Source organism: Vibrio sp. 10N.286.45.E10 (assembly GCF_002874195.2).
GTDB classification, from domain to species: domain Bacteria; phylum Pseudomonadota; class Gammaproteobacteria; order Enterobacterales; family Vibrionaceae; genus Vibrio; species Vibrio crassostreae.
This window is the reverse complement of record NZ_MCWD02000001.1, coordinates 1,936,300-1,958,673: the sequence shown is the minus strand read 5'-3', so window position 1 is coordinate 1,958,673 and position 22,374 is coordinate 1,936,300. Positions and strand designations below refer to the sequence as shown.

Annotated in this window: 16 protein-coding genes; 7 read left to right on the top strand and 9 right to left on the bottom strand. The window is 43.3% G+C overall.

Features of this window, described 5'->3' with window-relative positions; translation table 11 throughout:
• Nucleotides 1–95 precede the first annotated feature (95 nt).
• Nucleotides 96–836, bottom strand: a complete 741-nt coding sequence (locus tag BCU34_RS08585) for a YciK family oxidoreductase (RefSeq protein ID WP_050621848.1) — start codon at nt 834–836, stop codon at nt 96–98.
• 137 nt (nt 837–973) lie between these two features.
• On the opposite strand from BCU34_RS08585, the gene sohB reads away from it, so the two are divergent.
• Entirely contained in the window at nt 974–2,041 is a 1,068-nt protein-coding gene (gene sohB / locus BCU34_RS08580) for a protease SohB (protein ID WP_170960865.1), read from the top strand.
• A gap of 185 nt (nt 2,042–2,226) precedes the next feature.
• On the opposite strand, the gene BCU34_RS08575 is transcribed toward sohB, so the two are convergent.
• From BCU34_RS08575 to BCU34_RS08565, 3 genes are all read right to left on the bottom strand, one after another.
• Nucleotides 2,227–3,789, bottom strand: coding sequence for a SpoVR family protein (locus BCU34_RS08575; protein ID WP_048659699.1), 1,563 nt, complete (start codon nt 3,787–3,789; stop codon nt 2,227–2,229).
• A gap of 11 nt (nt 3,790–3,800) precedes the next feature.
• Complete coding sequence (locus tag BCU34_RS08570; RefSeq protein ID WP_102478309.1) at nt 3,801–5,072, bottom strand: YeaH/YhbH family protein; 1,272 nt, start codon at nt 5,070–5,072, stop codon at nt 3,801–3,803.
• Nucleotides 5,073–5,174: 102 nt separating this feature from the next.
• Nucleotides 5,175–7,109 carry a PrkA family serine protein kinase gene (locus BCU34_RS08565; RefSeq protein WP_048659697.1) on the bottom strand — a complete coding sequence of 645 codons (1,935 nt, stop codon included), beginning with the start codon at nt 7,107–7,109 and terminating at the stop codon, nt 5,175–5,177.
• 354 nt (nt 7,110–7,463) lie between these two features.
• Between BCU34_RS08565 and BCU34_RS08560 the strand changes: the two genes are divergently transcribed.
• Nucleotides 7,464–8,219 (top strand): MipA/OmpV family protein, encoded by a 756-nt coding sequence (locus BCU34_RS08560; RefSeq protein WP_102478308.1) that lies wholly within the window; start codon nt 7,464–7,466, stop codon nt 8,217–8,219.
• Between the two features lie 106 nt (nt 8,220–8,325).
• Here the strand turns inward: BCU34_RS08560 and BCU34_RS08555 are convergent, their stop codons facing one another.
• The 5 genes from BCU34_RS08555 to BCU34_RS08535 all read right to left on the bottom strand — a co-directional run bounded on the left by BCU34_RS08555 (nt 8,326) and on the right by BCU34_RS08535 (nt 15,280).
• Nucleotides 8,326–8,826, bottom strand: coding sequence for a YfbU family protein (locus BCU34_RS08555; RefSeq protein ID WP_017631241.1), 501 nt, complete (start codon nt 8,824–8,826; stop codon nt 8,326–8,328).
• Between the two features lie 220 nt (nt 8,827–9,046).
• Complete coding sequence (gene pflA / locus BCU34_RS08550) at nt 9,047–9,787, bottom strand: pyruvate formate lyase 1-activating protein (RefSeq protein WP_102478307.1); 741 nt, start codon at nt 9,785–9,787, stop codon at nt 9,047–9,049.
• A 164-nt stretch (nt 9,788–9,951) separates the two neighbouring features.
• Nucleotides 9,952–10,953, bottom strand: coding sequence for a lipid A deacylase LpxR family protein (locus tag BCU34_RS08545; protein ID WP_102432541.1), 1,002 nt, complete (start codon nt 10,951–10,953; stop codon nt 9,952–9,954).
• A 201-nt stretch (nt 10,954–11,154) separates the two neighbouring features.
• A complete protein-coding gene (gene pflB / locus BCU34_RS08540) occupies nt 11,155–13,431 on the bottom strand; it encodes a formate C-acetyltransferase (RefSeq protein ID WP_055319744.1) in 2,277 nt (758 codons plus the stop codon).
• A gap of 307 nt (nt 13,432–13,738) precedes the next feature.
• A complete protein-coding gene (locus BCU34_RS08535; protein WP_102432540.1) occupies nt 13,739–15,280 on the bottom strand; it encodes a DUF3360 family protein in 1,542 nt (513 codons plus the stop codon).
• A gap of 792 nt (nt 15,281–16,072) precedes the next feature.
• On the opposite strand from BCU34_RS08535, the gene BCU34_RS08530 reads away from it, so the two are divergent.
• The 5 genes from BCU34_RS08530 (at nt 16,073) to BCU34_RS08510 (ending at nt 22,369) form a co-directional block, all read left to right on the top strand.
• The gene (locus tag BCU34_RS08530) at nt 16,073–16,843 is read left to right on the top strand and encodes an ABC transporter ATP-binding protein (protein WP_004736532.1); all 771 of its coding nucleotides are present in this window, start codon (nt 16,073–16,075) and stop codon (nt 16,841–16,843) included.
• A gap of 136 nt (nt 16,844–16,979) precedes the next feature.
• A complete protein-coding gene (locus BCU34_RS08525; protein ID WP_048659693.1) occupies nt 16,980–17,750 on the top strand; it encodes an ABC transporter substrate-binding protein in 771 nt (256 codons plus the stop codon).
• Between the two features lie 79 nt (nt 17,751–17,829).
• The gene (locus BCU34_RS08520; protein WP_048659692.1) at nt 17,830–18,570 is read left to right on the top strand and encodes an ABC transporter permease; all 741 of its coding nucleotides are present in this window, start codon (nt 17,830–17,832) and stop codon (nt 18,568–18,570) included.
• A 2-nt stretch (nt 18,571–18,572) separates the two neighbouring features.
• Nucleotides 18,573–19,250, top strand: coding sequence for an ABC transporter permease (locus BCU34_RS08515; RefSeq protein ID WP_048664666.1), 678 nt, complete (start codon nt 18,573–18,575; stop codon nt 19,248–19,250).
• Between the two features lie 227 nt (nt 19,251–19,477).
• A complete protein-coding gene (locus BCU34_RS08510; protein WP_108145139.1) occupies nt 19,478–22,369 on the top strand; it encodes an ImpA family metalloprotease in 2,892 nt (963 codons plus the stop codon).
• Nucleotides 22,370–22,374: the final 5 nt, after the last annotated feature.

Below are 22,374 nucleotides of genomic sequence, written 5' to 3'. Positions count from 1 at the left end.
TGATGAAAATCAGAGGAACTAAGTTTTAGGTGCTTGATTTAGATACAAAAAAAGCCGCTATTAAAGCGACTTTTTACGATTGATTATAATATCAACTACTTAGGTTGAGCATCGATACATTGGCCATTAATGTCCGTCACACTTGGGTTCATTAAGTGTAGGTATAGCGGGATGATGTCGAGTGGCGTTTTTAGCTTATTCGCATCTTCTCCAGGGTACGCTTTTGCACGCATACGTGTTTGAGTGCCACCTGGGTTGATTGCGTTAACACGGATATTTGTGTCTTCAAGCTCGTCCGCTAGGATTTGCATCATACCTTCGGTAGCAAACTTAGAAATTGCGTAAGTACCCCAGAATGCACGGCCAGAGTGACCAACCGTTGAAGAGGTAAATACGATACGACCCGCTTCAGCTTTCTTAAGTGCAGGCAGTAGTGCTTGAGTCATCAAAAATTCCGACTTCACATTGATCTGCATAACATCATCGAAGGTTTCTTCATCAATTTGCTCAAACGGGCTCAGAGTACCGAGAACACCTGCATTATGAAGTAGACCATCTAAGCGACCAAACTGTGACTCAATGGTTTCAGCCATATCAACGTAGTTCTGCTTTGTCGCACCTTTTAGATCCAATGGGATGATCGCAGGTTGTGGGTAACCAGCGCTTTCGATTTCATCGTAAATGAATTCAAGGTTTTTAACATTACGGCCTAACAGAATGACAGTTGCACCATGTTGAGCGAAGCTTAGTGCTGCTTGACGACCAATGCCAGCACCGGCACCTGTAACCAAAATTACTTTATCTTTGAGGGCATCTGTAGAGATTGGGTAATCCACTGTGCTTATCCTTCTTTCTTTTATTATGTTCGTCATTCCATTGATGTTTAATCACACAGATAACCGCAGGAATGATGAGAAATTCTTGGTAATCGTGACAAGATGGTTACAATACACTAATTCATACAATAGGGGATATGACATTGGAATTTTTGTTGGACTACGGCTTGTTTTTAGCCAAGATTGCGACCGTTGTAATCGCCATCATCGCAATTTTAGTGATTGCTAAATCTGTGGGTGGGAAATCAAGCGCAATTAAAGGTGAGCTGGAAATCACGAACCTATCTGAACACCATAAACAGACGATTGAACAACTAGAGCACCATCTACACGATGATGCTTTCATCAAAGCCCGTGATAAAGCAGAAAAGAAAGCGGAAAAAGAGAAAGTAAAATCACGCGGTAAAGAAGTGAAAAAAGCTGCGAAAGAGGGTGAGCTTGATAGCAAGCGTGAACCACATCTATTCGTTCTTGATTTTAACGGCAGCATTGATGCGAAAGAAGTGGCTTCATTACGTGAAGAGGTAACGGCGGTTCTGGCTGTTGCTCGTGAAGGCGATGAAGTATTACTTAAACTTGAATCTGGCGGTGGCATGGTTCACGGCTATGGTTTAGCGTCTTCTCAACTTGATCGTATCAAAGCGGCAGGTTTGCCTCTGACTATCTCGGTAGACAAAGTAGCAGCAAGCGGCGGTTACATGATGGCATGTATTGCAGACAAAATTGTGTCAGCGCCTTTCGCTATCGTTGGCTCTATTGGTGTTATCGCTCAATTGCCCAACTTCAATAAACTGCTTAAAAAGCATGATATTGAGTTTGAACAGTTAACAGCAGGTGAGTACAAACGCACGCTAACCATGTTTGGTGAGAACAGCGATAAAGCGCGTGAGAAGTTTAAAGAAGAGCTAGAAGAGACACATGGCTTATTCAAAGACTTCATTCACGACCATCGTCCAGCTTTAGACCTTGATAAGGTCGCAACTGGCGAGCACTGGTTTGGTACACAAGCACATGAACTTGGGCTGGTGGATGAGATCCGTACTTCTGATGACTTAGTTGTTGAAGCATGCAAAGACAAGACAGTGCTAGCGATTCACTACGTACAGAAGAAAAAGCTGTCAGACAAGCTAGCTGGCGTGGCAGGTAAATCTGCAGACAGCGTGCTGATGAAGCTGATTGAACGTGGTCAAAAGCCGATTGTTTAAGCTTATTCTGTTTTAGCTCTAGGTTTAGTGCCTTACGTTCATTTGCAGACGTTTGAGCTTTAAAAAGAAAGCGCATAAGTCATCAGACTTATGCGCTTTTTTATTGCTCCACTTCCGAGCGGGTGACCACTATGTTGTAGGGGGAGCGGAGTTTTATACCAATCACTTATTTACTGTGATTGATATTAAATCTTGGCTCCATAATCATTACGTTTTGGGCAAGTCGTCAGAATCTCTCTGTGTCCAGTGTCTTTGAGTTCTTCCAAAATCACATCAAAGCCCCATAAGCGATAGAGATGCTTCATCACTTCATCGTAGCCTTTGTCAAGCGGGATACGGTCATGAGGCACATACTGTAGTGTCATTGAACGATCACCACGAACATCGACGTTAAATACCTGAATATTAGGTTCAAGATTACTTAGGTTGTATTGAGCCGCAAGCTTTTCACGAATCAGGCGATAGCCCGGGTCATCATGAATAGCACTTACCTCAATGGTGTTTTTACGGTCGTCGTCGAGCACTGAGAACAGCTTAAAGTCTCGAATGATCTTTGGAGAAAGGTATTGGCTGATAAAGCTTTCATCTTTGAAATTGTGCATCGCAAAATGCACCGCTTCTAACCAATCACTTCCGGCCAGGTCTGGGAACCACTCTCGGTCTTCATCGGTTGGCTCTTCACAGATGCGTCGTATGTCTCTAAACATCGCGAAGCCGAGTGCGTAAGGGTTTATCCCGCTGAAGTAAGGGCTATTGTAAGCAGGTTGTGCGACCACACTGGTATGGCTGTGCAGGAACTCTAAGATGAACTTATCACTCACCAAACCTTCGTCGTAAAGGTGGTTGAGAATGGTGTAGTGCCAGAAGGTCGCCCAACCTTCATTCATCACTTGTGTTTGTTTCTGAGGATAGAAGTATTGGCTCACCTTGCGAACAATACGAACACACTCACGCTGCCAAGGTTCAAGTAGTGGTGCATTCTTCTCGATAAAGTAGAGAATGTTCTCTTGAGGTTCGCTAGGAAAGCGGATTTTGGTCTCTTTTTCCTTGTCTTGATTTTTTGGCACAGTTCTCCATAGCTCGTTGACTTGAGATTGCAGATAAGCCTCTCGCTCTTCCTGCCTTGCGGTTTCTTCGGCAATGGAAATCTTCTCAGGACGTTTGTATCGGTCTACGCCGTAATTCATTAATGCATGGCAAGAATCAAGGAGTTGCTCGACCTCAGCGACGCCATACTTCTCTTCACAACCACTAATGTACTTCTTAGCGAACAGTAAGTAATCGATGATAGAACTAGCGTCTGTCCAGGTCTGGAACAGGTAGTTGCCTTTAAAGAAAGAGTTGTGGCCGTAACAAGCGTGTGCCATTACCAGTGCCTGCATCGTGACCGTGTTCTCTTCCATCAGATAAGCGATACAAGGGTCTGAATTGATCACAATTTCGTATGCCAAGCCCATCTGACCATGCTTATAGTTTTGCTCGGTTTGAATGAATTTCTTACCAAATGACCAGTGGTTGTAATTGATAGGCATACCAATGCTTGAGTATGCATCCATCATCTGCTCTGAAGTGATCACTTCAATTTGGTTCTGGTAAGTATCTAAACGGTAATGCTGCGCCACACGCTTAATTTCGACGTGATATTGTTCCAAGAGATTGAATGTCCAATCTGGACCATCAGGCAGCATCTTGTTGTTTTTCTTTTTTGCAGCTTTGTCTTTCTCTGCAACGTTTGATTTCGCTGTCATGGCAAACTCCCTTACGCTGTCTCTTTCTGGAACAGTTCTCTAAACACAGGAAAAATATCATCCACCGTTTTAATGTTTTTTATTGCGAAGTTGTCGAAGCTTGCTTCTAACTTCTCATACTCGTGCCAAAGCGTTTGGTGAGAGCGGCGTGTGATTTCGATATAAGAGTAATACTGACAAGTTGGCAGAAGCGTATTCACCAATAGCTCTTTACAGCGAGGCGAGTCATCAGCCCAGTTATCGCCATCAGAAGCTTGTGCCGCATAGATGTTCCACTCGTTAGCTGGGTAGCGATCTGCAACAATTTCTTTCATTAGTTTCAATGCACTAGAAACGATGGTGCCGCCGGTCTCTTGCGAGTAGAAGAATTCATGCTCGTCGACTTCTTTTGCCTGAGTATGGTGACGAATAAACACCACATCGACATTCTCATAGGTGCGATTGAGGAATAAGTAAAGCAGTACGTAGAAGCGTTTTGCAATGTCCTTGGTGGCTTGATCCATAGATCCGGACACATCCATCAAACAGAACATCACGGCTTGGCTAGATGGAATAGGGCGCTTCTCATAGTTTTTAAAACGTAAGTCGAAGGTATCAATGAATGGAACGTTTTCAATTTTTTTGCGTAGCTCGGCAATCTCTTCTTTTAAGCGACTCTCTTCGAAGGGTTGTGCCGGTTCCGTCATTTTAACTTGGTCAAGTTGCTCCATCAGTAGGTTAAGCTCGCGCTTTTTACCTGCTGTCATCGCGGTTCTACGAGCTAGAGATTGCTGAAGTGAACGAACGATAGCGATGTTGGATGGAATCCCCGCGCTTTGAAAACCAGAGCGGTGCGTTTTCCATTCGGTGATTTTATTGACCTGATTTTTCTCTAGATTAGGTAGAGCTAAATCTTCAAAGAGAATATCAAGATACTCATCTTTTGAAATTTGGAAGGTAAATTCATCTTGGCCTTCGCCATCAGGGCTTGCGTCACCTTGGCCTGAGCCACCACCTTGACCGCCCCCTTTGGGACGTTCGATTTTATCGCCAGTGATGAACTGATCATTACCTGGGTGAACGCGTTCTCTTACGCCGCCTTGACCTTGGTGAAAGCTTGGCTCTTTGATGTCTTTATGGGGAATAGTGACGTCTTCACCAGTTTCAGTATTGGTGATTGAGCGTCGGTTAACTGCATCGGCCACAGATTCTTTGATTTGCTCTTTATGGCGTCGTAAGAAACGCTGTCTATTCACAGCACTCTTATTCTTGCCATTGAGCCTCCGATCGATAAATTGTGCCATAAGAACTCCCTCTCAGCTGATGTCACGATCCTACTTTTTATTAGGGTATAAGAGTTATTGCTTTGTACGAGCTGCTCACTTGAGCAGCTCAATACAGTTTGGTTATGAGGATTTACGAACTCTTAGGTACCACTCGGATAGCAGTCTCACTTGTTTCTCGGTGTAGCCTTTTTCCATCATACGAGCAACGAAGTCGTCGTGTTTTTTCTGATCATCCGTTGAGGTCTTAGCGTTGAATGAGATAACAGGAAGTAGCTCTTCTGTGTTAGAGAACATTTTCTTCTCAATCACAGTGCGCAGTTTCTCGTAGCTCGTCCACACAGGGTTTTGACCGTTATTGTTGGCTTTGGCACGAAGCACAAAGTTCACAATCTCATTTCGGAAGTCTTTAGGGTTACTGATACCGGCTGTTTTCTCTATTTTCTCAAGTTCACCATTCAGAGAAGCGCGGTCAAATAGCTGGCCTGTTTCTGGATCGCGGTACTCTTGGTCTTGAATCCAGAAGTCTGCGTAGGTCACGTAGCGGTCGAAGATATTTTGACCGTACTCAGAGTAAGACTCTAGGTAAGCGGTTTGAATCTCTTTACCGATGAACTCTACGTAGCGTGGTACTAGGTATCCTTTCAAGAACTCTAGATACTTCTCGGCGGTTTCTTGAGGGAACTGCTCACGTTCGATTTGTTGCTCAATAACGTAGAACAGGTGCACTGGGTTAGCGGCCACTTCGGCTTGGTCGAAGTTAAACACGCGAGACAGGATCTTAAAGGCGAAACGTGTTGATAGCCCAGACATACCTTCGTCAACGCCAGCATAGTCTCGGTACTCTTGGTAGCTCTTCGCTTTTGGATCGGTGTCTTTTAGAGTCTCACCATCGTAAACCCGCATTTTTGAGAACAGAGAAGAGTTTTCAGGCTCTTTCAGTCTCGATAGGATGCTGAATTGCGATAGAAGGTCGAGCGTGCTTGGTGAACAAGGGGCTTTGGATAGCTCACTGTGTTCAAGCAGCTTCTTATAGATCTTAACTTCTTCAGAGACTCGTAGACAGTAAGGGACTTTTACAATGTACACACGGTCAAGGAAGGCTTCGTTGTTTTTGTTGTTACGGAAGGTCTGCCACTCAGATTCGTTCGAGTGAGCCAGAATCATACCGTCAAATGGCAGTGCAGAAAGCCCTTCGGTACCGTTGAAGTTACCTTCTTGTGTTGCCGTTAGTAGTGGGTGTAATACCTTGATTGGCGCTTTAAACATCTCCACGAATTCCATCACACCTTGGTTGGCTTTACATAGCGCACCAGAGTAGCTGTAGGCATCAGGATCATCTTGAGAGAAGTGCTCAAGTTTACGAATATCCACTTTACCAACCAGAGACGAAATATCTTGGTTGTTTTCATCACCAGGCTCTGTTTTAGCGATCGCAACTTGATCGAGAATCGAAGGGCGCAGTTTGATGACTTTGAATTTGGAAATATCACCGCCAAAATCGTGCAGACGTTTTGCAGCCCACGGAGACATAATTGAGCGAAGATAGCGTTTCTCAATGCCATATTCGTTCTTCAATAAGTCACCGTCTTCGTTGACATCGAATAGACAGAATGGGTGATCGTTTACTGGGCTTCGTTCACCGTCAGCAGACAATACATAGATTGGTAGTTTCTGCATCAGGGCTTTGAGTTTTTCAGCAAGAGATGATTTACCACCGCCCACAGGGCCAAGTAGGTAAAGGATTTGTTTACGTTCTTCTAAACCTTGTGCAGCATGTTTTAAGTAAGACACAATCTGTTCAATCGCATCTTCCATGCCGTAGAAATCTTTAAATTCGCTGTAGCGTGAGATGACACGGTTCGAGAAAATACGACTCAGTTGAGGGTCTTGAGCGGTGTCAATGACCTCAGGTTCGCCAATGGCTAGTAATAAGCGCTCGGCAGCATTCGCGTAAGCACTTTTATCGTCTTTACACAGCGCTAAGAACTCTTGCAATGTCAGCTCTTCTTCCTTGGCTGCTTCATAACGTGATTGATAGTGGTCAAAAATACTCATAGTCACATTCCCCTTGTTAACCAGTCAAAACTGACGAGCGATTGAAAAATAGGCTCTCCCTACATTTTAAGGTTAGACCCGCTTCGACAATTTTGCTTAACAATTATGTATTTATTTACAATTTTGTGTGTGAAAAACGTAGCGAGCTCAATAGGCAACTTGAGGCGTGTAGAATCAAATTATTTTACATTCGAGGGGATCTAGCCGTTTGTTTTGTGATTTTAGGTCGCTTAACAATACTCACACTGGATTTATGTGTATTAGATGTATAACTGGGCTCTATTGATTTTCTGGAACGAAGTACCATATAATACGCGGCGTTATCAAAAATTGCTCAATAAATAGGTAGATGTAGTGAAGAACAATGGGTTAAAAATAGTGGCTATCAGTGCTGCGTTACTGGCTTCGACAGCAACACATGCAAAAATCTCGCAGTGGTCACTCGGCGTTGCTGCCTCTTATTCTCCTGCTGTTTACAAAGACACTCCGTCAAACCGTGCCGTGATCCCTATGATTGGTTATGAAGGTGAGCACTTCTTTATGCGTGGTTTCAGTGCAGGCTATCGCTTATTACCTGCAGGTTCACCGCAAAATATTGTGTTTCGAGCCGTTTATGATTCAAGAACATTAAAGCCGGGTGACTCTGATAACGTTGATATTCAAAAGTTGGATGAACGTGATGCCTCTGTATTGGGTGGTATCAGTTATCAAGTGATTACTCTGGTTGGGATGTTTGAAGCGACAGCAGGTTCGGACTTAGGTTTTAAGCATAACGGTATTTACGCAGAAGCGGCATGGCGCCTACCTATTCGCCGAAATGGTTGGGCGATTACTCCTTCTATTGGTTACGCCTATAACAGTGAGCGTTTGAACAATCACTTATATGGTGTGAGTTCAGCTGAAGCGGCAAGAACAAACCTCAATGAATTCGACGCAGACTGGGATGGCCAGTACTTTATTGGTTTAGGTGGTTACTTGCATGTGACGCCAAATATCCGAGTGACGGGTGGCGTTCGTTATACCAATCTAGAAGGGAATATTGAGAACAGCCCAATACTTGAAAGTGGTATCAACATGGCTGCAAACGTCGGTGTTGCTTACGTTTTCTAGTTACTTTGGTTTTCTCTTTGTATACGAATATTAAAAAAGGGTTACTCGTGATGAGTAACCCTTTTTTGAAATTTTTTAAGCCAGCTGAGGCTTATCTTTTGATGCATTAAGCACTGAAGATTTGAGATAGCTCTGTCGCACATAGGTGGTACTGACGAGGGCAGTTGCGCCATGTTGTTAGCATGCGACGGTATTTGTCTAGCATTGGCATTTGGCTATTGAAGTGGTGATCCGCTTTGTCGAACTGAGGGTAAAGACCTTCAGAATCTACAAGGAAACGCACGTAATGTACGATCTGTGCTTCAGAAGCGATATCAAAACCTAAGAACTGTAGGCGACGTTGGTCTACTTCAGCACGTTCTTGCTCTGCAAGCATTTTGTTTGACTCTTGCATTGCATGATACATCTCCATGATGTCGATAATTTCGCGACATTCTGCTTCAGTCAAACAACCAAACTCTTTGTTAAGCTCACGCATTTGGAGTTCGTAACCGCGTTCTACAATCGTTTGTAGGCGTTGATATTTAGCGGAGTTCTCAGGATCCATTTGAGACATTAGGTAGTATTGATTTGATAGAATTAGACGCTGAGCATTGGTCATTTCCATGGGAGGAGCCTCACTAAAAAACTAAATGTTGTATTCTTTTGTTGCAGTAAGAGTAACAGCATTCCTACGAGTGGAAACATGATCTCAACACGGATTTAATATGATTTTTTGAATTGATAAACAAAAGTTGTAAAGAAAAGTGAAAGGGTTGTTTGGCTCGAAAAGAAAACGCCCCAATCGAAATTGAGGCGTTTGAAATCGCTATGGACGTAAGTCTAGATTAGTATTTTACGTTTGAATGGTACTGGCTTAGAACCTCAACAATCTCGTCCATTTTTTCTTTGCTTGGTGGGTTTGTTCCTTCAAGCGGGTAGTCAAAACCAAGCGCTTCCCATTTATGAGCACCAAGCTTGTGGTACGGAAGCAGTTCTACTTTCTCGATGTTATCCATATCTTTGATGAATTCACCTAGAAGATGAGCATCTTCAGGCGTATCGGTGTAGCCAGGAACAATCACATAGCGAATCCAAGTTTTCTTACCGATTTTGTGCAAGTAGCGCGCAAAATCCAGAGTACGTCGGTTTGATACTCCAATGAAATCGTGGTGAATTTCATCTCGCATGTGTTTAAGATCTAGCATTACTAGATCAGAGGCTTCTAGTACTTCATCGACCACTTCAGTGTGCTTACGAATGTAGCCATTAGTATCAAGACAAGTGTGAATGCCTTCAGCTTGAGCTGCGCGGAAAAAGTCACGAACAAACTCAGGTTGTAGCATCGCTTCACCACCAGAACAGGTGATACCACCGCCCGATGCTTTCATAAAATGACGGTATGATTTTGCTTCTTTGATGATCTCTTCGACCGTTACTTCCTTTCCGTCATGAAGATCCCATGTATCACGGTTATGACAGTACATACAACGCATTAAGCAGCCTTGAAGAAACACAATAAAGCGGATACCAGGGCCATCGACAGTACCACAAGATTCGAATGAGTGAATGCGACCAGTTGTAGACATGAGCTATTCTCGTAGAGGAATTTATACCCTTTATTTTATTACAAAAACGGTACATAAAATAGGGTCAAATGGTAACGAGGTCTTTAAAAATAAAGGCAATCACCCGTTAAGATGATTGCCTTTATTAAACTTGGAAAGTAAAGGACGAAAGCTCTTACTGGTGGCTAGAAGAAAGCAAACATTGTGATACCGCCAGTGGTGTACACTGACTCTTTTGCTTCTTCGTAATCTGGTGTTTTTGCTGTTAGTGCGAAAGAGGCACCAACGTATCGGTTATACCAAGCGACACCCAATACAGCAGTCGCTTGAATATTCTCTAAAGTCACATCGTAGATAGCGGGATCTTCGTTGTTTTTATGAGCGTACTCATCAACACCTGAGCGATCGCCTTCAATTGTTAGGTCGTTGAATCGGTAACGACCTTCAAGGCCTGCATAGGTAAACCAACCAGCGTTTGATGCGCCGATCATGCCAGGTTTGAATGGGTTTTCTGTGGTGATGTTGGCTGCACCAAAGTTACCGCCCAAGTCAGTACCCCAACGGAACATAAAACCAGTCGAGATATCACTTCTAAAGTTACCCACGTTGATTTCTGAAACGTTAGAGATTTCGTAGTCAGTATTCGCTAGAGCTTGATTACGCATTAAGTTGAAATGGCTTAGGTAGCCAACGCTTCCCGCCCACTCATCATCAACTTGATATTCCCAGCCCATAGGCTCATCTGATTTTGTGATTGAGTGAACCAGCTTTTGAGCATCTTCTGAAAGTGCACGCTCACCAGTCGTACCAAACGTGATGTTAAAACGCTGAGCTTGTTGTGGATTTAAGCTGATGTAGTTGAATTCGGTGTGTAGGTAACCTGCATACGGGCGATCATTGGCAGATGGTGTTTCCAATTCAATATCTGAAGGCGTATACATTTTGTGGCCAATGGTGATTTCCCACTTATCTAGAGAGCTTGCGCCCCAGTAAGAAAGGCTCAGTGGTTTTACCCAGTTGTATGGTGTAATACTTGATGATGTGTAACCCAGAAATAAGCCGTTGGTATAGTCTTGGTCGACACCAAAAATACCATCGTTATCTAAAGCGAAAGTTAACGTAGAACGATCAGATGCCAAAGATGAAAAAGAAAGGAGAATCAGGGGTAAACAACGCAGGTATTTCATGGAGCAGTTACTCTTAAATTATGAACCGAGATATTACCGTAATTTGACAGGATTTGTGGAAAAAAAGTGAATGGCAGGGTGCTTTTTTGCTCAATCTAACACTTCGAGGGATGGGTTAAGCTTGTGCGATTTACAACGGATATAAAAAAGCCCCGCACATTGGCGAGGCTAATATTATTTACTGTCTATTAAGCAGTGAGCTTATAGAGACTCAGTAAATGTACGTGCGATTACGTCAGCTTGTTGCTCTGCAGTTAGAGAGTTAAAGCGAACAGCGTAACCAGATACACGGATTGTTAGCTGAGGGTACTTCTCAGGGTGCTTAACTGCGTCTTCAAGAGTTTCGCGGTTAAGAACGTTAACGTTAAGGTGTTGACCACCTTCAATGCCAGCTTCGTGGTGGAAGTAACCATCCATTAGGCCTGCAAGGTTAGCACGTTGGCTGTCTTGTTCTTTACCTAGTGCGTTTGGCACGATAGAGAACGTGTAAGAGATACCATCTTGTGCATCAGCAAACGGTAGTTTACCTACAGACGTTAGTGAAGCTACTGCGCCTTTCTCATCACGACCGTGCATTGGGTTAGCACCAGGAGCGAAAGGAGCGCCAGCACGACGACCGTCTGGAGTGTTACCTGTTTTCTTACCGTAAACCACGTTAGACGTGATAGTAAGAACTGACTGTGTAGGGATTGAATCACGGTAAGTCTTAAGCTTACGGATCTTGTTCATGAACGTAGAAACTAGTTCACAAGCAATGTCATCTACACGAGAGTCGTTGTTACCGTATTTAGGGTAATCGCCTTCGATTTCGAAGTCAGTTGCGATGCCATCTTCGTCGCGGATTGGTTTAACAGTCGCGAATTTGATTGCAGACAGTGAGTCAGCTGCAACAGATAGACCAGCAATACCACAAGCCATAGTACGACGAACGTCACGGTCATGAAGAGCCATTAGAGAAGCTTCGTAGCTGTACTTGTCGTGCATGTAGTGAATGCTGTTTAGTGCAGTCACGTATTGCTTAGCTAACCAGTCCATGAAGTGATCTAGACGGTCCATTACTTTATCGTAATCAAGAACAGCGTCAGTCATTGGAGCTTCTTTAGGACCAACTTGCATCTTAAGTTTTTCGTCCACACCGCCGTTGATTGCGTAAAGCATTGTTTTCGCAAGGTTAGCACGAGCACCGAAGAACTGCATTTGCTTACCAACGATCATTGGAGATACACAACAAGCGATAGCGTAATCATCAGACTCAAGGTCAGGACGCATTAGGTCATCATTTTCGTACTGGATAGAAGAAGTATCGATAGATACCTTCGCACAGAAACGCTTGAAGCCGTCAGGTAGTTGCTCAGACCAAAGAACAGTGATGTTTGGCTCTGGAGAAGGCCCCATAGTGTATAGAGAGTTTAGGAAACGGAAGTTCGAACGCGTTACTAGCGTACGACCGTCGATACCCATACCACCCATAGATTCTGTTGCCCAGATTGGGTCGCCAGAGAATAGCTCATCGTACTCAGGAGTACGTAGGAAACGAACCATACGCAGCTTCATTACGAAGTGGTCGATCATTTCTTGTGCTTGGTCTTCTGTGATTTTGCCAGCAGCGATATCACGCTCGATGTAGATGTCTAGGAAAGTCGAAGTACGACCTAGAGACATTGCAGCACCGTTTTGAGATTTAACAGCAGCTAGGTAGCCGAAGTAAGTCCACTGGATAGCTTCTTGAGCAGTTTGAGCTGGCTCAGAGATATCGAAACCGTATTTCTCAGCCATTTGCTTGATTTGACCTAGAGCACGATGTTGCTCAGAGATCTCTTCACGCAATTGCATTGTTGCAGAAAGATCTTCGCCGTTCTCGAAACGCTCTTGTAGAGAAGCGAATTGAGCAGCTTTGTCTTTCATTAGGAAATCAATACCGTAAAGTGCAACACGACGGTAGTCACCAATGATACGACCACGGCCGTATGCATCAGGAAGACCAGTCAGAACACCAGACTTACGACATTTTAGGATATCAGGAGTGTAGATATCGAAAACGCCAGCATTGTGTGTTTTGCGGTATTCTGAGTAGATTTTTGAAACCATTGGGTCAAGAGTTTCACCGTATGCTTTACAAGAACCTTCAACCATACGTACACCACCGTTAGGGATGATTGCACGTTTTAGTGGCTTCTCAGTTTGTAGACCAACGATAGTCTCAAGATCTTTCTCAATGTAACCTGCATCGTGAGCAGTAATGGTAGAGATAACAGAAGTATCGAAATCTACAGGTGCTTTAGTTGCGTTTTCCTGTTTGATACCTTCCATTACCGAAGACCAAAGCTTGTTAGTTGCTTCAGTACCCTCAGAAACTAGGAAAGACTCGTCGCCTTCATACGGCGTGTAGTTCTTTTGAATGAAATCACGAACGTTTACTTCGCTTTGCCACTCACCTGCAGCAAAATCTTCCCAAGCTTTAGCAAATTGCTCTGCCATGACATACCTACCTTTTTAGTAGAAAAAATACGTACATTAACACTGTTGAGCCAGCGCCCCTCGTAAGGGTAGTACACTCTTATTAATAACAATATATATGAGCATATAAGCGTCATATGGTTATATATATTGTCACTACTTTTTATATGTTGTCTTTACTCTATGAATTCAAGACTACGCTAAAAAATTCCTGCAAACCTTAAACTAAATCAATAAATGCCAAAAAAAGTTGAAAAAATTTGAGTGACAGGGGTTGCCACCCAAACTTTTTTTTAATCTGATTACTACTTTTGTGTAGTAACGACCATTATAGCCAAGCTTTTAGACCATATTGGCTTTCTAGCATACCAACTGCAAGCATTGCTACTAGACAGATAACTAAAACACCAACTGGGATAACAATCTTGTCTACAAATGATAGACGCTTCGCACGCTCTTTATCACCAATTAGGCCGTTGTTATCAAGAAGCATAGTCAGTGCCCATGCTAGTACTGGGTTAACAACCGCAGAACCGAAGATACAGATACCAGCCGCTTGAGAATCTTTTGAATCCTTAACCATTTGCATACCCGCTTCAAGTAGAGGTAGAGATACACCTACAAGTAGCGCGACACGCATCACTGGTGGCCATACCGCAACGTCCATTGGGAAGCCAAGAATCGCAACAATAATACATAGAGAACCAAGCAAGATTGCGCCGCCAGGAATTGGACGTTTCGCGATAGCTGCTGGGATCATGTAAGTACCCCAAGAAGAAGTGATGTTACCACCACCAACCGCAGTACCCACCATTTGACGAACAGAACACATAGTCATTGTGTCATCTACGTCCATAAGAACTTTTTCAGACTTTTTAGGGTAGTTCAGCTCTTGGAAGATACGGTGACCTAGGAAGTCAGGTGACCACATCGCTACTGCAAGAATTGCGAATGGTAGAGAAGCGATGAAGTGTTCGACGTTTGGCAAGCCAAGCATCCAACCTTCAGAAGTAGAACCCCACCAGTAAACTGGGTTTAGGTTTGGAATGCCCATTTCAGTTTCGAATACGATGTCGAAGCCAGCGCCTAATACTAATGCAATAGCAAGGCCTGTGAATGCACACACTGGGATAGCCAACCAACGCTTGTTCACTTTTGCTAAGAAAGCGTAGATAGCAATAGTAATAGCAAGAACAATTAAACCAACGTAACCCATACTGCCCGCTTCAACAGTAGAAGATTGAAGACCAACCGCCCATGTTTGAATTGAGTTAATTTGGCTCATGGTGCCCGTTAGGCCTAAGAAAATGAGCAAGCCACCAGCGGTACCTTCCGAAGTTAGGTTAACCAGCTTGGAGCCGCCTTTTAGGAAACTTAGGATTAGACCGAAGACACCAATAAGAATTGCCAATGCAAGAGGGTGAGCACCAGCTAAAGCAATGGTACCGATAAGAGGAATCATTGGGCCGTGGTTACCGGCAAGGTTTGCTTTAGGGTTAAAGAAACCAGAAGCAAGGATACAGAACAGCAGTGCAGGGATAAGCATTTCTACACGAGCGACTTCAATCGCAAACTCTTTACCTAAGTTTACGTGATCCCAAGCTTGAGTTAGGCCATCAGCCCAAGACATCATTACTGCTGAGTACATCGCGATGATACCAATGGTACCAGCAAGTGCAGGAACAAGGTCTTCAAGTTCAAAGCGGAAGTCACGACCAGGAAGGTTTAAACCGAAGCGGCGAGGCTTCATGATTTGAAGCTCATGATCTAGATAATCTGAGCGGCTCTCAAATTCAGAAGCAGGGCGGTGTAGCTCTTTATAGCTTTTCTCTTCTACTTCAGAGTTCGCATTGTTCACAACGTCTGACATAGATTCCTCATATTTTTATGTTAGTAATTCTAAAATTGAATTCTATAAGTTCGCGTAATTGCGTTATTTCTTAGTTATAACTCATTAACATTATGTTGCACGGTCTTGATGTGCTTTATGCAGCTAAGTTAAAAGAAATGTTTGGCATTTTTAATGCCTTATTCTTTGCTGAGGAGTCTAACAAGCTTACCCTTTAGGGTGATTGATCTTGATCACTTTATGAGTGTATGTGAAAGAAAGCTACAAAACGCAGCGATTCATTAACTTTCCATTGATGAATCGTGTAATTAGTTTTCACAAATTGACGTTTTCTTATCTTCTCCGAGCCTTTACCGCTATGGCATTGGCTGAATGCTTTATGTTTACTGAGTTATCTCACTATTACTCGCTTGCCCACGCTCTGAGTAAAATACATTACAATGTAATAACCTTAAAATAATTGTGCATTATGGTGAGGATGGTGTGCTGAATGTTCGCGCTATATTTTGTGGGTCGCGATGTTTCTAAGTTCACAAAACCTGTTTTTCTTGTGAGACATCAAGCTACGAGAATCTCATTTTGGTTAACTTTATTTAAACAATGTAAGGGGTGTAATTACAGCTTATTGATAGAACTCATTCATTAAATTGAGGTGAAAACGCTACCTTTTGCATAATAAGTCAGAGTGAATCGCTATTTATTCCAATTTATTAGGTTAATAATTTGTTGCATGTTTTTTCGTGTGGTGCTAGTTTGTATCGCATGAAAAGGTCGGAGTACCTTGCATTTTCACAAACTTGGGAGAGAAAGCGCATGAAAGATGTACCAGCGCTGGACATAAAGGATCTACACAAAACGTTTGGTCAAAATGAAGTTTTAAAAGGAATTTCACTTTCTGCGCATAAAGGCGATGTTGTATCGATTATCGGATCTTCTGGGTCGGGTAAAAGTACTTTCCTTAGATGTATCAACCTTTTAGAGACACCAACCGCAGGCGAAATTTGGGTTAATGGCGAATTAATTCAAATGAAAAACAACCGCCAAGGTGTATCTGTTCCTGCTAATGAAAAACAAGTACAGCGAATCCGTTCTCGCTTAGCGATGGTTTTTCAAGGCTTCAATCTTTGGTCTCACCTGACCGTTCTCGAAAATGTTATCGAAGCGCCTGTTCACGTCTTAGGTGTACCTAAAGCTCAAGCGATTGAAAATGCAGAACTACTACTTAAAAAAGTAGGCCTGTATGAGCGTAAAGATTACTACCCAGGTCATTTATCAGGTGGGCAACAACAACGTGCGGCAATTGCTCGAGCGTTAGCGGTTGATCCTGAGGTGATGCTGTTTGATGAACCAACATCAGCACTTGACCCTGAGTTAGTAGGGGAAGTACTTGGTGTAATGCGTGATCTAGCAGAAGAAGGAAGAACCATGCTTGTGGTAACACATGAAATGGCTTTTGCTCGTGACGTATCAAACCATGTGATGTTCCTGCATCAAGGCTTAGTGGAAGAACAGGGCGATCCAGCTAAACTGTTTACTGAGCCTGAATCTGAGCGATTACAACAATTTATCTCATCGATTTACTAATCAGAATTGAAATGCTGTTGCTAAGGTAAATGGCGACAGTGTTAACAATGAAACACAACAAGTAAGTTAATAAGTAACAACAAACACAATATTAAAATTAGCAAAACATAAAAACCTAAATCACAGGAGTAGGGATATGAAAAAGTGGTTATTAGTCGCGGCACTTGCTGCAACTGCTGCAACGGGCGTAGCTCAAGCAAAAGAATGGAAAACAGTACGTTTCGGTATTGAAGGTGCTTACCCTCCATTTAGCTGGACAGAAGCTGACGGTTCACTAAAAGGCTTCGATGTCGATATGGCTAACGCACTTTGTACTGAAATGCAGGTGAAGTGTAAGATCGTTGCACAAGACTGGGATGGCATTATCCCTTCTCTACTTGCTCGTAAATATGATGCGATCATCGCGGCAATGTCGATCACGGAAGAGCGTAAGAAAAAGATCGATTTCACTGGCAAATACGCACTTATCCCAAACAAGTTCATTGCTAAAAAAGGTGCAGGTCTTAACTTCGATGATCTAAGCGGTCAAAAAATTGCGGTTCAACGTGCAACAACTCACGATAAATATCTAACAGACAACTACGGTGACACAGTAGAAATCGTTCGTTACGGTTCATTCGATGAAGCTTACCTTGATCTAGCTAACGGTCGTGTTGCTGCTGTACTGGGTGATGCATCTGCTCTAGAAGAAGGCGTACTAAACAAAGCTGGTGGTGAAGCTTACGAGTTTGTTGGTCCATCACTAACAGATCCTAAGTGGTTCGGTGAAGGTTTTGGTATTGCTCTACGTAAGCAAGACAAAGATCTGACTAAGCAATTAGATGCTGCAATCCTTTCACTACGTGAGAAAGGCATCTACCAAGATATCGCTGCTAAATACTTCAACTACGACGTATACGGTCAGTAATTTCTAGCGTCACTTCTTAAGGGAGAGGTTCTCCTCTCCCTGTCTTACCAACTTTTTCGCAGTTCTGTTGGAATTCATTATGTTTGATTTACAAGGATATGAAGCTTCGATCCTGAAAGGGGCGGTGCTTACAATCGAAGTTGCCTTGCTGTCGCTAATTTTAGCTATGGTTCTTGGTATGCTAGGTGCCTTAGCAAAACTAGCGCCTTATCGTTGGGCTCGTGCTATTGCAACCCTCTATACAACTGTTATTCGAGGCATTCCTGATCTCGTCTTGATGATGCTGATTTTCTTTGGTGGACAAATCCTTTTAAACAACAGTTTGTATTCCATCAATGAGTGGCTCAATGAGTGGTTCACCTCAAGTGATCCTAACCACGAATGGACCTCTTACTTACCAGATTATATTGATGTCAGCCCATTCATTGCTGGTGTCTTAACCATTGGCTTCATCTTTGGCGCTTACATGGCTGAAACCTTCCGTGGTGCAATCATGGCTGTTGATAGCGGTGAAATGGAAGCCGCAAAGGCCTATGGCATGGGACCCGTTTTAGCGTTTCGTCGTATTCTATTACCGCAAATGATTCGTCACGCACTGCCGGGCTTTGGTAATAACTGGTTGGTTCTGCTTAAGACGACTGCGTTGGTTTCGATTATCGGCCTAGAAGACATGGTCCGCGTTAGCGCATTAGCGGCAGGTTCAACCAAAATGCCATTTACCTTCTACATGACGGTGGCGCTGATCTTCTTATTCTTCACCAGTGTTTCGACAGGCTTACTTAAGTTGGTTGAACGTAAATTCAGTATCCACGCGAGGTAGTTATGGACTTTTCATTGATAATTGAAAGCCTGCCGATTTACCTTGGTGGTTTATGGACAACGGCTTGGATGGTTTGTGTCGCTTTGGTCATTGGCTTATTCGTAGCCATACCGTTAGCTATCGCTCGTAACAGTCCAAATATGATGATTAATGCTCCAGCTTGGTCGTTCATCTATTTCTTCCGTGGCACACCATTATTGGTTCAGCTGTACCTGATTTACTACGGTATGGATCAGTTTTTCCCAGTGAAAGACACATTGTGGGAAAACGCATGGTTCTGTGCTTTAGTGGCATTCATTCTTAACACGTCAGCTTATACTGCAGAGATCATTCGTGGTGCGATCAACGGGTTACCGAAAGGTGAAGTGGAAGCTGCAAAAGCATACGGCATGAGTACACCGAAGACTTACCGTCGTATCATTTTACCAAGTGCTTTACGTCGCGCACTGCCAGCTTACAGTAATGAAGTCATTTTCATGCTTCACGGCTCTGCGGTAGCAGGTATCGTAACCATTATGGATCTAACGGGTGCAGCTCGTTTGGTTAACTCACGTTATTACGCTCCATTCGAGTCTTTCCTGACTGCAGGTCTGTTCTACATGGCGCTCACGTTTATCATCATCGCGATTTTTAAATTCGCAGAGAAGCGTTTTCTTGCTTACCTAAGGCCTCTTAGCTAATCGCACCCTGTACAAATCATATTAATAAAACGGCGCTTCTATAGCGCCGTTTTTTGTATCGAAAAGGTAACACAGTCATGGTTTGGGCAGAGACTCGTCAATACGAACTGTAGATTTTTAAAAACAGTTAACTTGCTTCAAATTGCGTTCACGCATTCATAAGAATAATTGCTTTAGACTTAACTATAGATAGACTCGGAAAAATTTTGTTCTTGTACGGAATGATGATGAAAAAGAGTAACTTACTAGCGAACTTGGTTCTTTGTGTTATCACGTTATCACTTTTAGGATGCGGAGGTGGTAGTGGCGGTGAAAGTGCCCAAACTGGTTCTGGAGGTTCTGGAGGTTCTGGAGGTTCTGGAGGTTCTGGAGGTTCTGGAGGTTCTGGAGGTTCTGGAGGTTCTGGAGGTTCTGGAGGTTCTGGAGGAGGAGGTAATGACGGTGATGGAAGCGGTGAGCCAGATATAAACCCAATTCCGCAAACCGCTGTTCAAAAAGCCTTGTCGACTGGTAATGCTTCTTATGTTGTTAATTCCTTGGAGTTTATTGAGGCAAGCCAAGCATTAGTTGCTCAATACAACGAGGACTACAATCATATTAAGCAAGCTTTATCCCAAAACTCTGAAGGGGAACCTCTACGTAATCTTCATTGGGGTCCAACACATGACACGGCAATTATCTTACCTACCTATGGCTTTAACGATGTCATCTTAAAAACCAATAAAGCGATGCAAGATGGCTATGCCAACCAAGAGCTTGTCATTGGTATTGCGGGTTATACGTCAGACGACAACCGCTATGCAGCATTAGCAAGTAACCCGTTTCGAACTAAGCAGCGCTTTCCTGATTCTGTCAACGAAGAGATGGATACTTGGTTGAAGAACTTAGTTAGGTGGACTTCTAGTACTGACTCGCCACAAAATGTTGTGTTAGCTCAGCTTGATCAGTCTCATTATTTTCCTGATGATCAAGCGACACGAAACTGGTTAACCGACAATGTTAATGCTTCTATGGTTATCAACGCTGACAATACTTGTGATGGTAGTAAATTAAGTCAATGTATTGAAGCCAATAACCCTGATTTGCTAGTTTTGTCTCAAAAGTTAAATGATGGTGATGACATTGAAGATGTGATTTCAGGGTTACGTTTGGCGTTCACCAAAAATATTCCAGTGTTATATCTACATCTTGATGGCGGTATGACGGACTTAGGTAATGCCTTGTTTGCTGAAATGCACATGACCTACGTTGGTGATAACTATTGGCGCAAGCTTGGCCTGTCTAATTGGGATTCTACACAGCTCATTAATCAGGTACCGGATAACATTGTTCAACAACAAGCGCTTTTACAGAGACTGAAAGATGATAGTTTTACCGTTGACTTGACTACCTGCGATGACAAATCTTGCCCTGATGAATCCAATATGGATGAAGAGTTCTATACTGCAGCAAACAGTATTCGTTCGCACTTAACATCACTTGATAGTAACAAAGTTGACCTATTTTCAACCGATGATTACGAATATGAAAAGTTGTTACTGTTACTTGCGGATCGCTATCGCCAAGACGTTCAGTACCCAATGGGTAAGGGCGTGACAGAGAGAATTGATTTTCTTCGCTCTTATTACAGTGATTACGCGACCTACAACAGTCGCGTGTATAACGCGGCGCAACCAAGTCTAGGCAATTTCAGTACCAAGAGTTTTGAAAACGTACCGCTCGTCACCAAAACAATTGCCTTTGAGTCCAAGAGACACTTTCGATCAGCTGGAGTGTACGCATTGCCAGGTGAGACGATTAAGGTGACTCGCTTAGACAGTAACGAAGTGGCTACGTCTATTGCATTTAATACATTGCGTAGTGGCGCGACACACGAGTTTTCAGGCAATGACGGTTACGCTCGGCCGAAATTTTTAACCTCGGTAACTTATCCAGTGAAACCAGGCGAGACGATTTATCTCACTTCAGCCTATGGTGGAACATTACAGGTTCATTTTGATACCAATGATATCGATGTGGAGTTGCGTTTTGAAAATGTTGCTCAACACCCGGTTTGGCGAAGTGAGGCGGACAACGATAGTTTTGTGGCACAACTTGAAGAAGGAAAGTTTGACTGGGCAGAACTGGTAACACCTGGATTTGAAGTCCACTCTAAACTAGACAAAATGAAAGAGTCTATCAGTGCTGCTGATTGGGCTCAGCCTCATGATATGGCTCTTGCCACAGAGCGTTATGTACATAACTTTCCTCATGCACTTGCAGGCTTTAAAGGGCCGGGTATTGATGAAATTGCTGAAATACACCAATACGGGGAAGACAAGGGCTGGGAAATTGCAACCATTGACATTGTAAAGCATATGAATGCAGACCAAGCTAACTGTGGCTATGGTTGTTCAGGAAACCCGTATGATGCCTATTGGTCGTTTCATCCATTAGGGCATGGTGATCTTCACGAGTTAGGGCATGGTTTAGAGCGTGGTCGATTTAGGTTTAGCGGCTGGGATGGGCACTCTACAACGAACTACTATTCGTATTTTAGTAAATCAAAATATTATAAAGACACCGGAAAAGTATCGTCTTGCCAAGGCTTAGATTTTAAAGGGCAGTATGAACTTTTGCAGCAGAGCCGAGCTCAATCTGACCCAAATGCTTTTATGGCAGCTCAGAATCAAACCGGTTGGAGCTGGGGAGCGAGAGTCTTCATTCAAATGATGATGTTAACTGAGCAGCAAGGTGTATTGAGTTCTGGTTGGCATTTGCTAGGGCGTTTACACTTGATTGAGCGTGAGTTTAATCGTTTAAAGTCGAGTGACGAGTTGTGGGTTGCAAATAGGCAAACCATTGGCTTTGACAGCTATTCAAGAGAGGAAGCAAATCAGATCACGAACGACGATTGGCTGTTGGTTGCGCTGAGTTATGTCAACGAGCGGGATATGCGGAATTATCTAGATATGTGGGGCTTTAGTTTTACGGATAAAGCAAAACAACAAGTAGTGACACTGAATTTGCCACCAATGCCACTAACGTACTTCGCGAGCTCAAACCAAGGTTATTGTGTCGATGAGTTTGCCACAGCACCTATTAGTATCGACGGGACAACCCCTTGGCCAATCAACTAATCTAA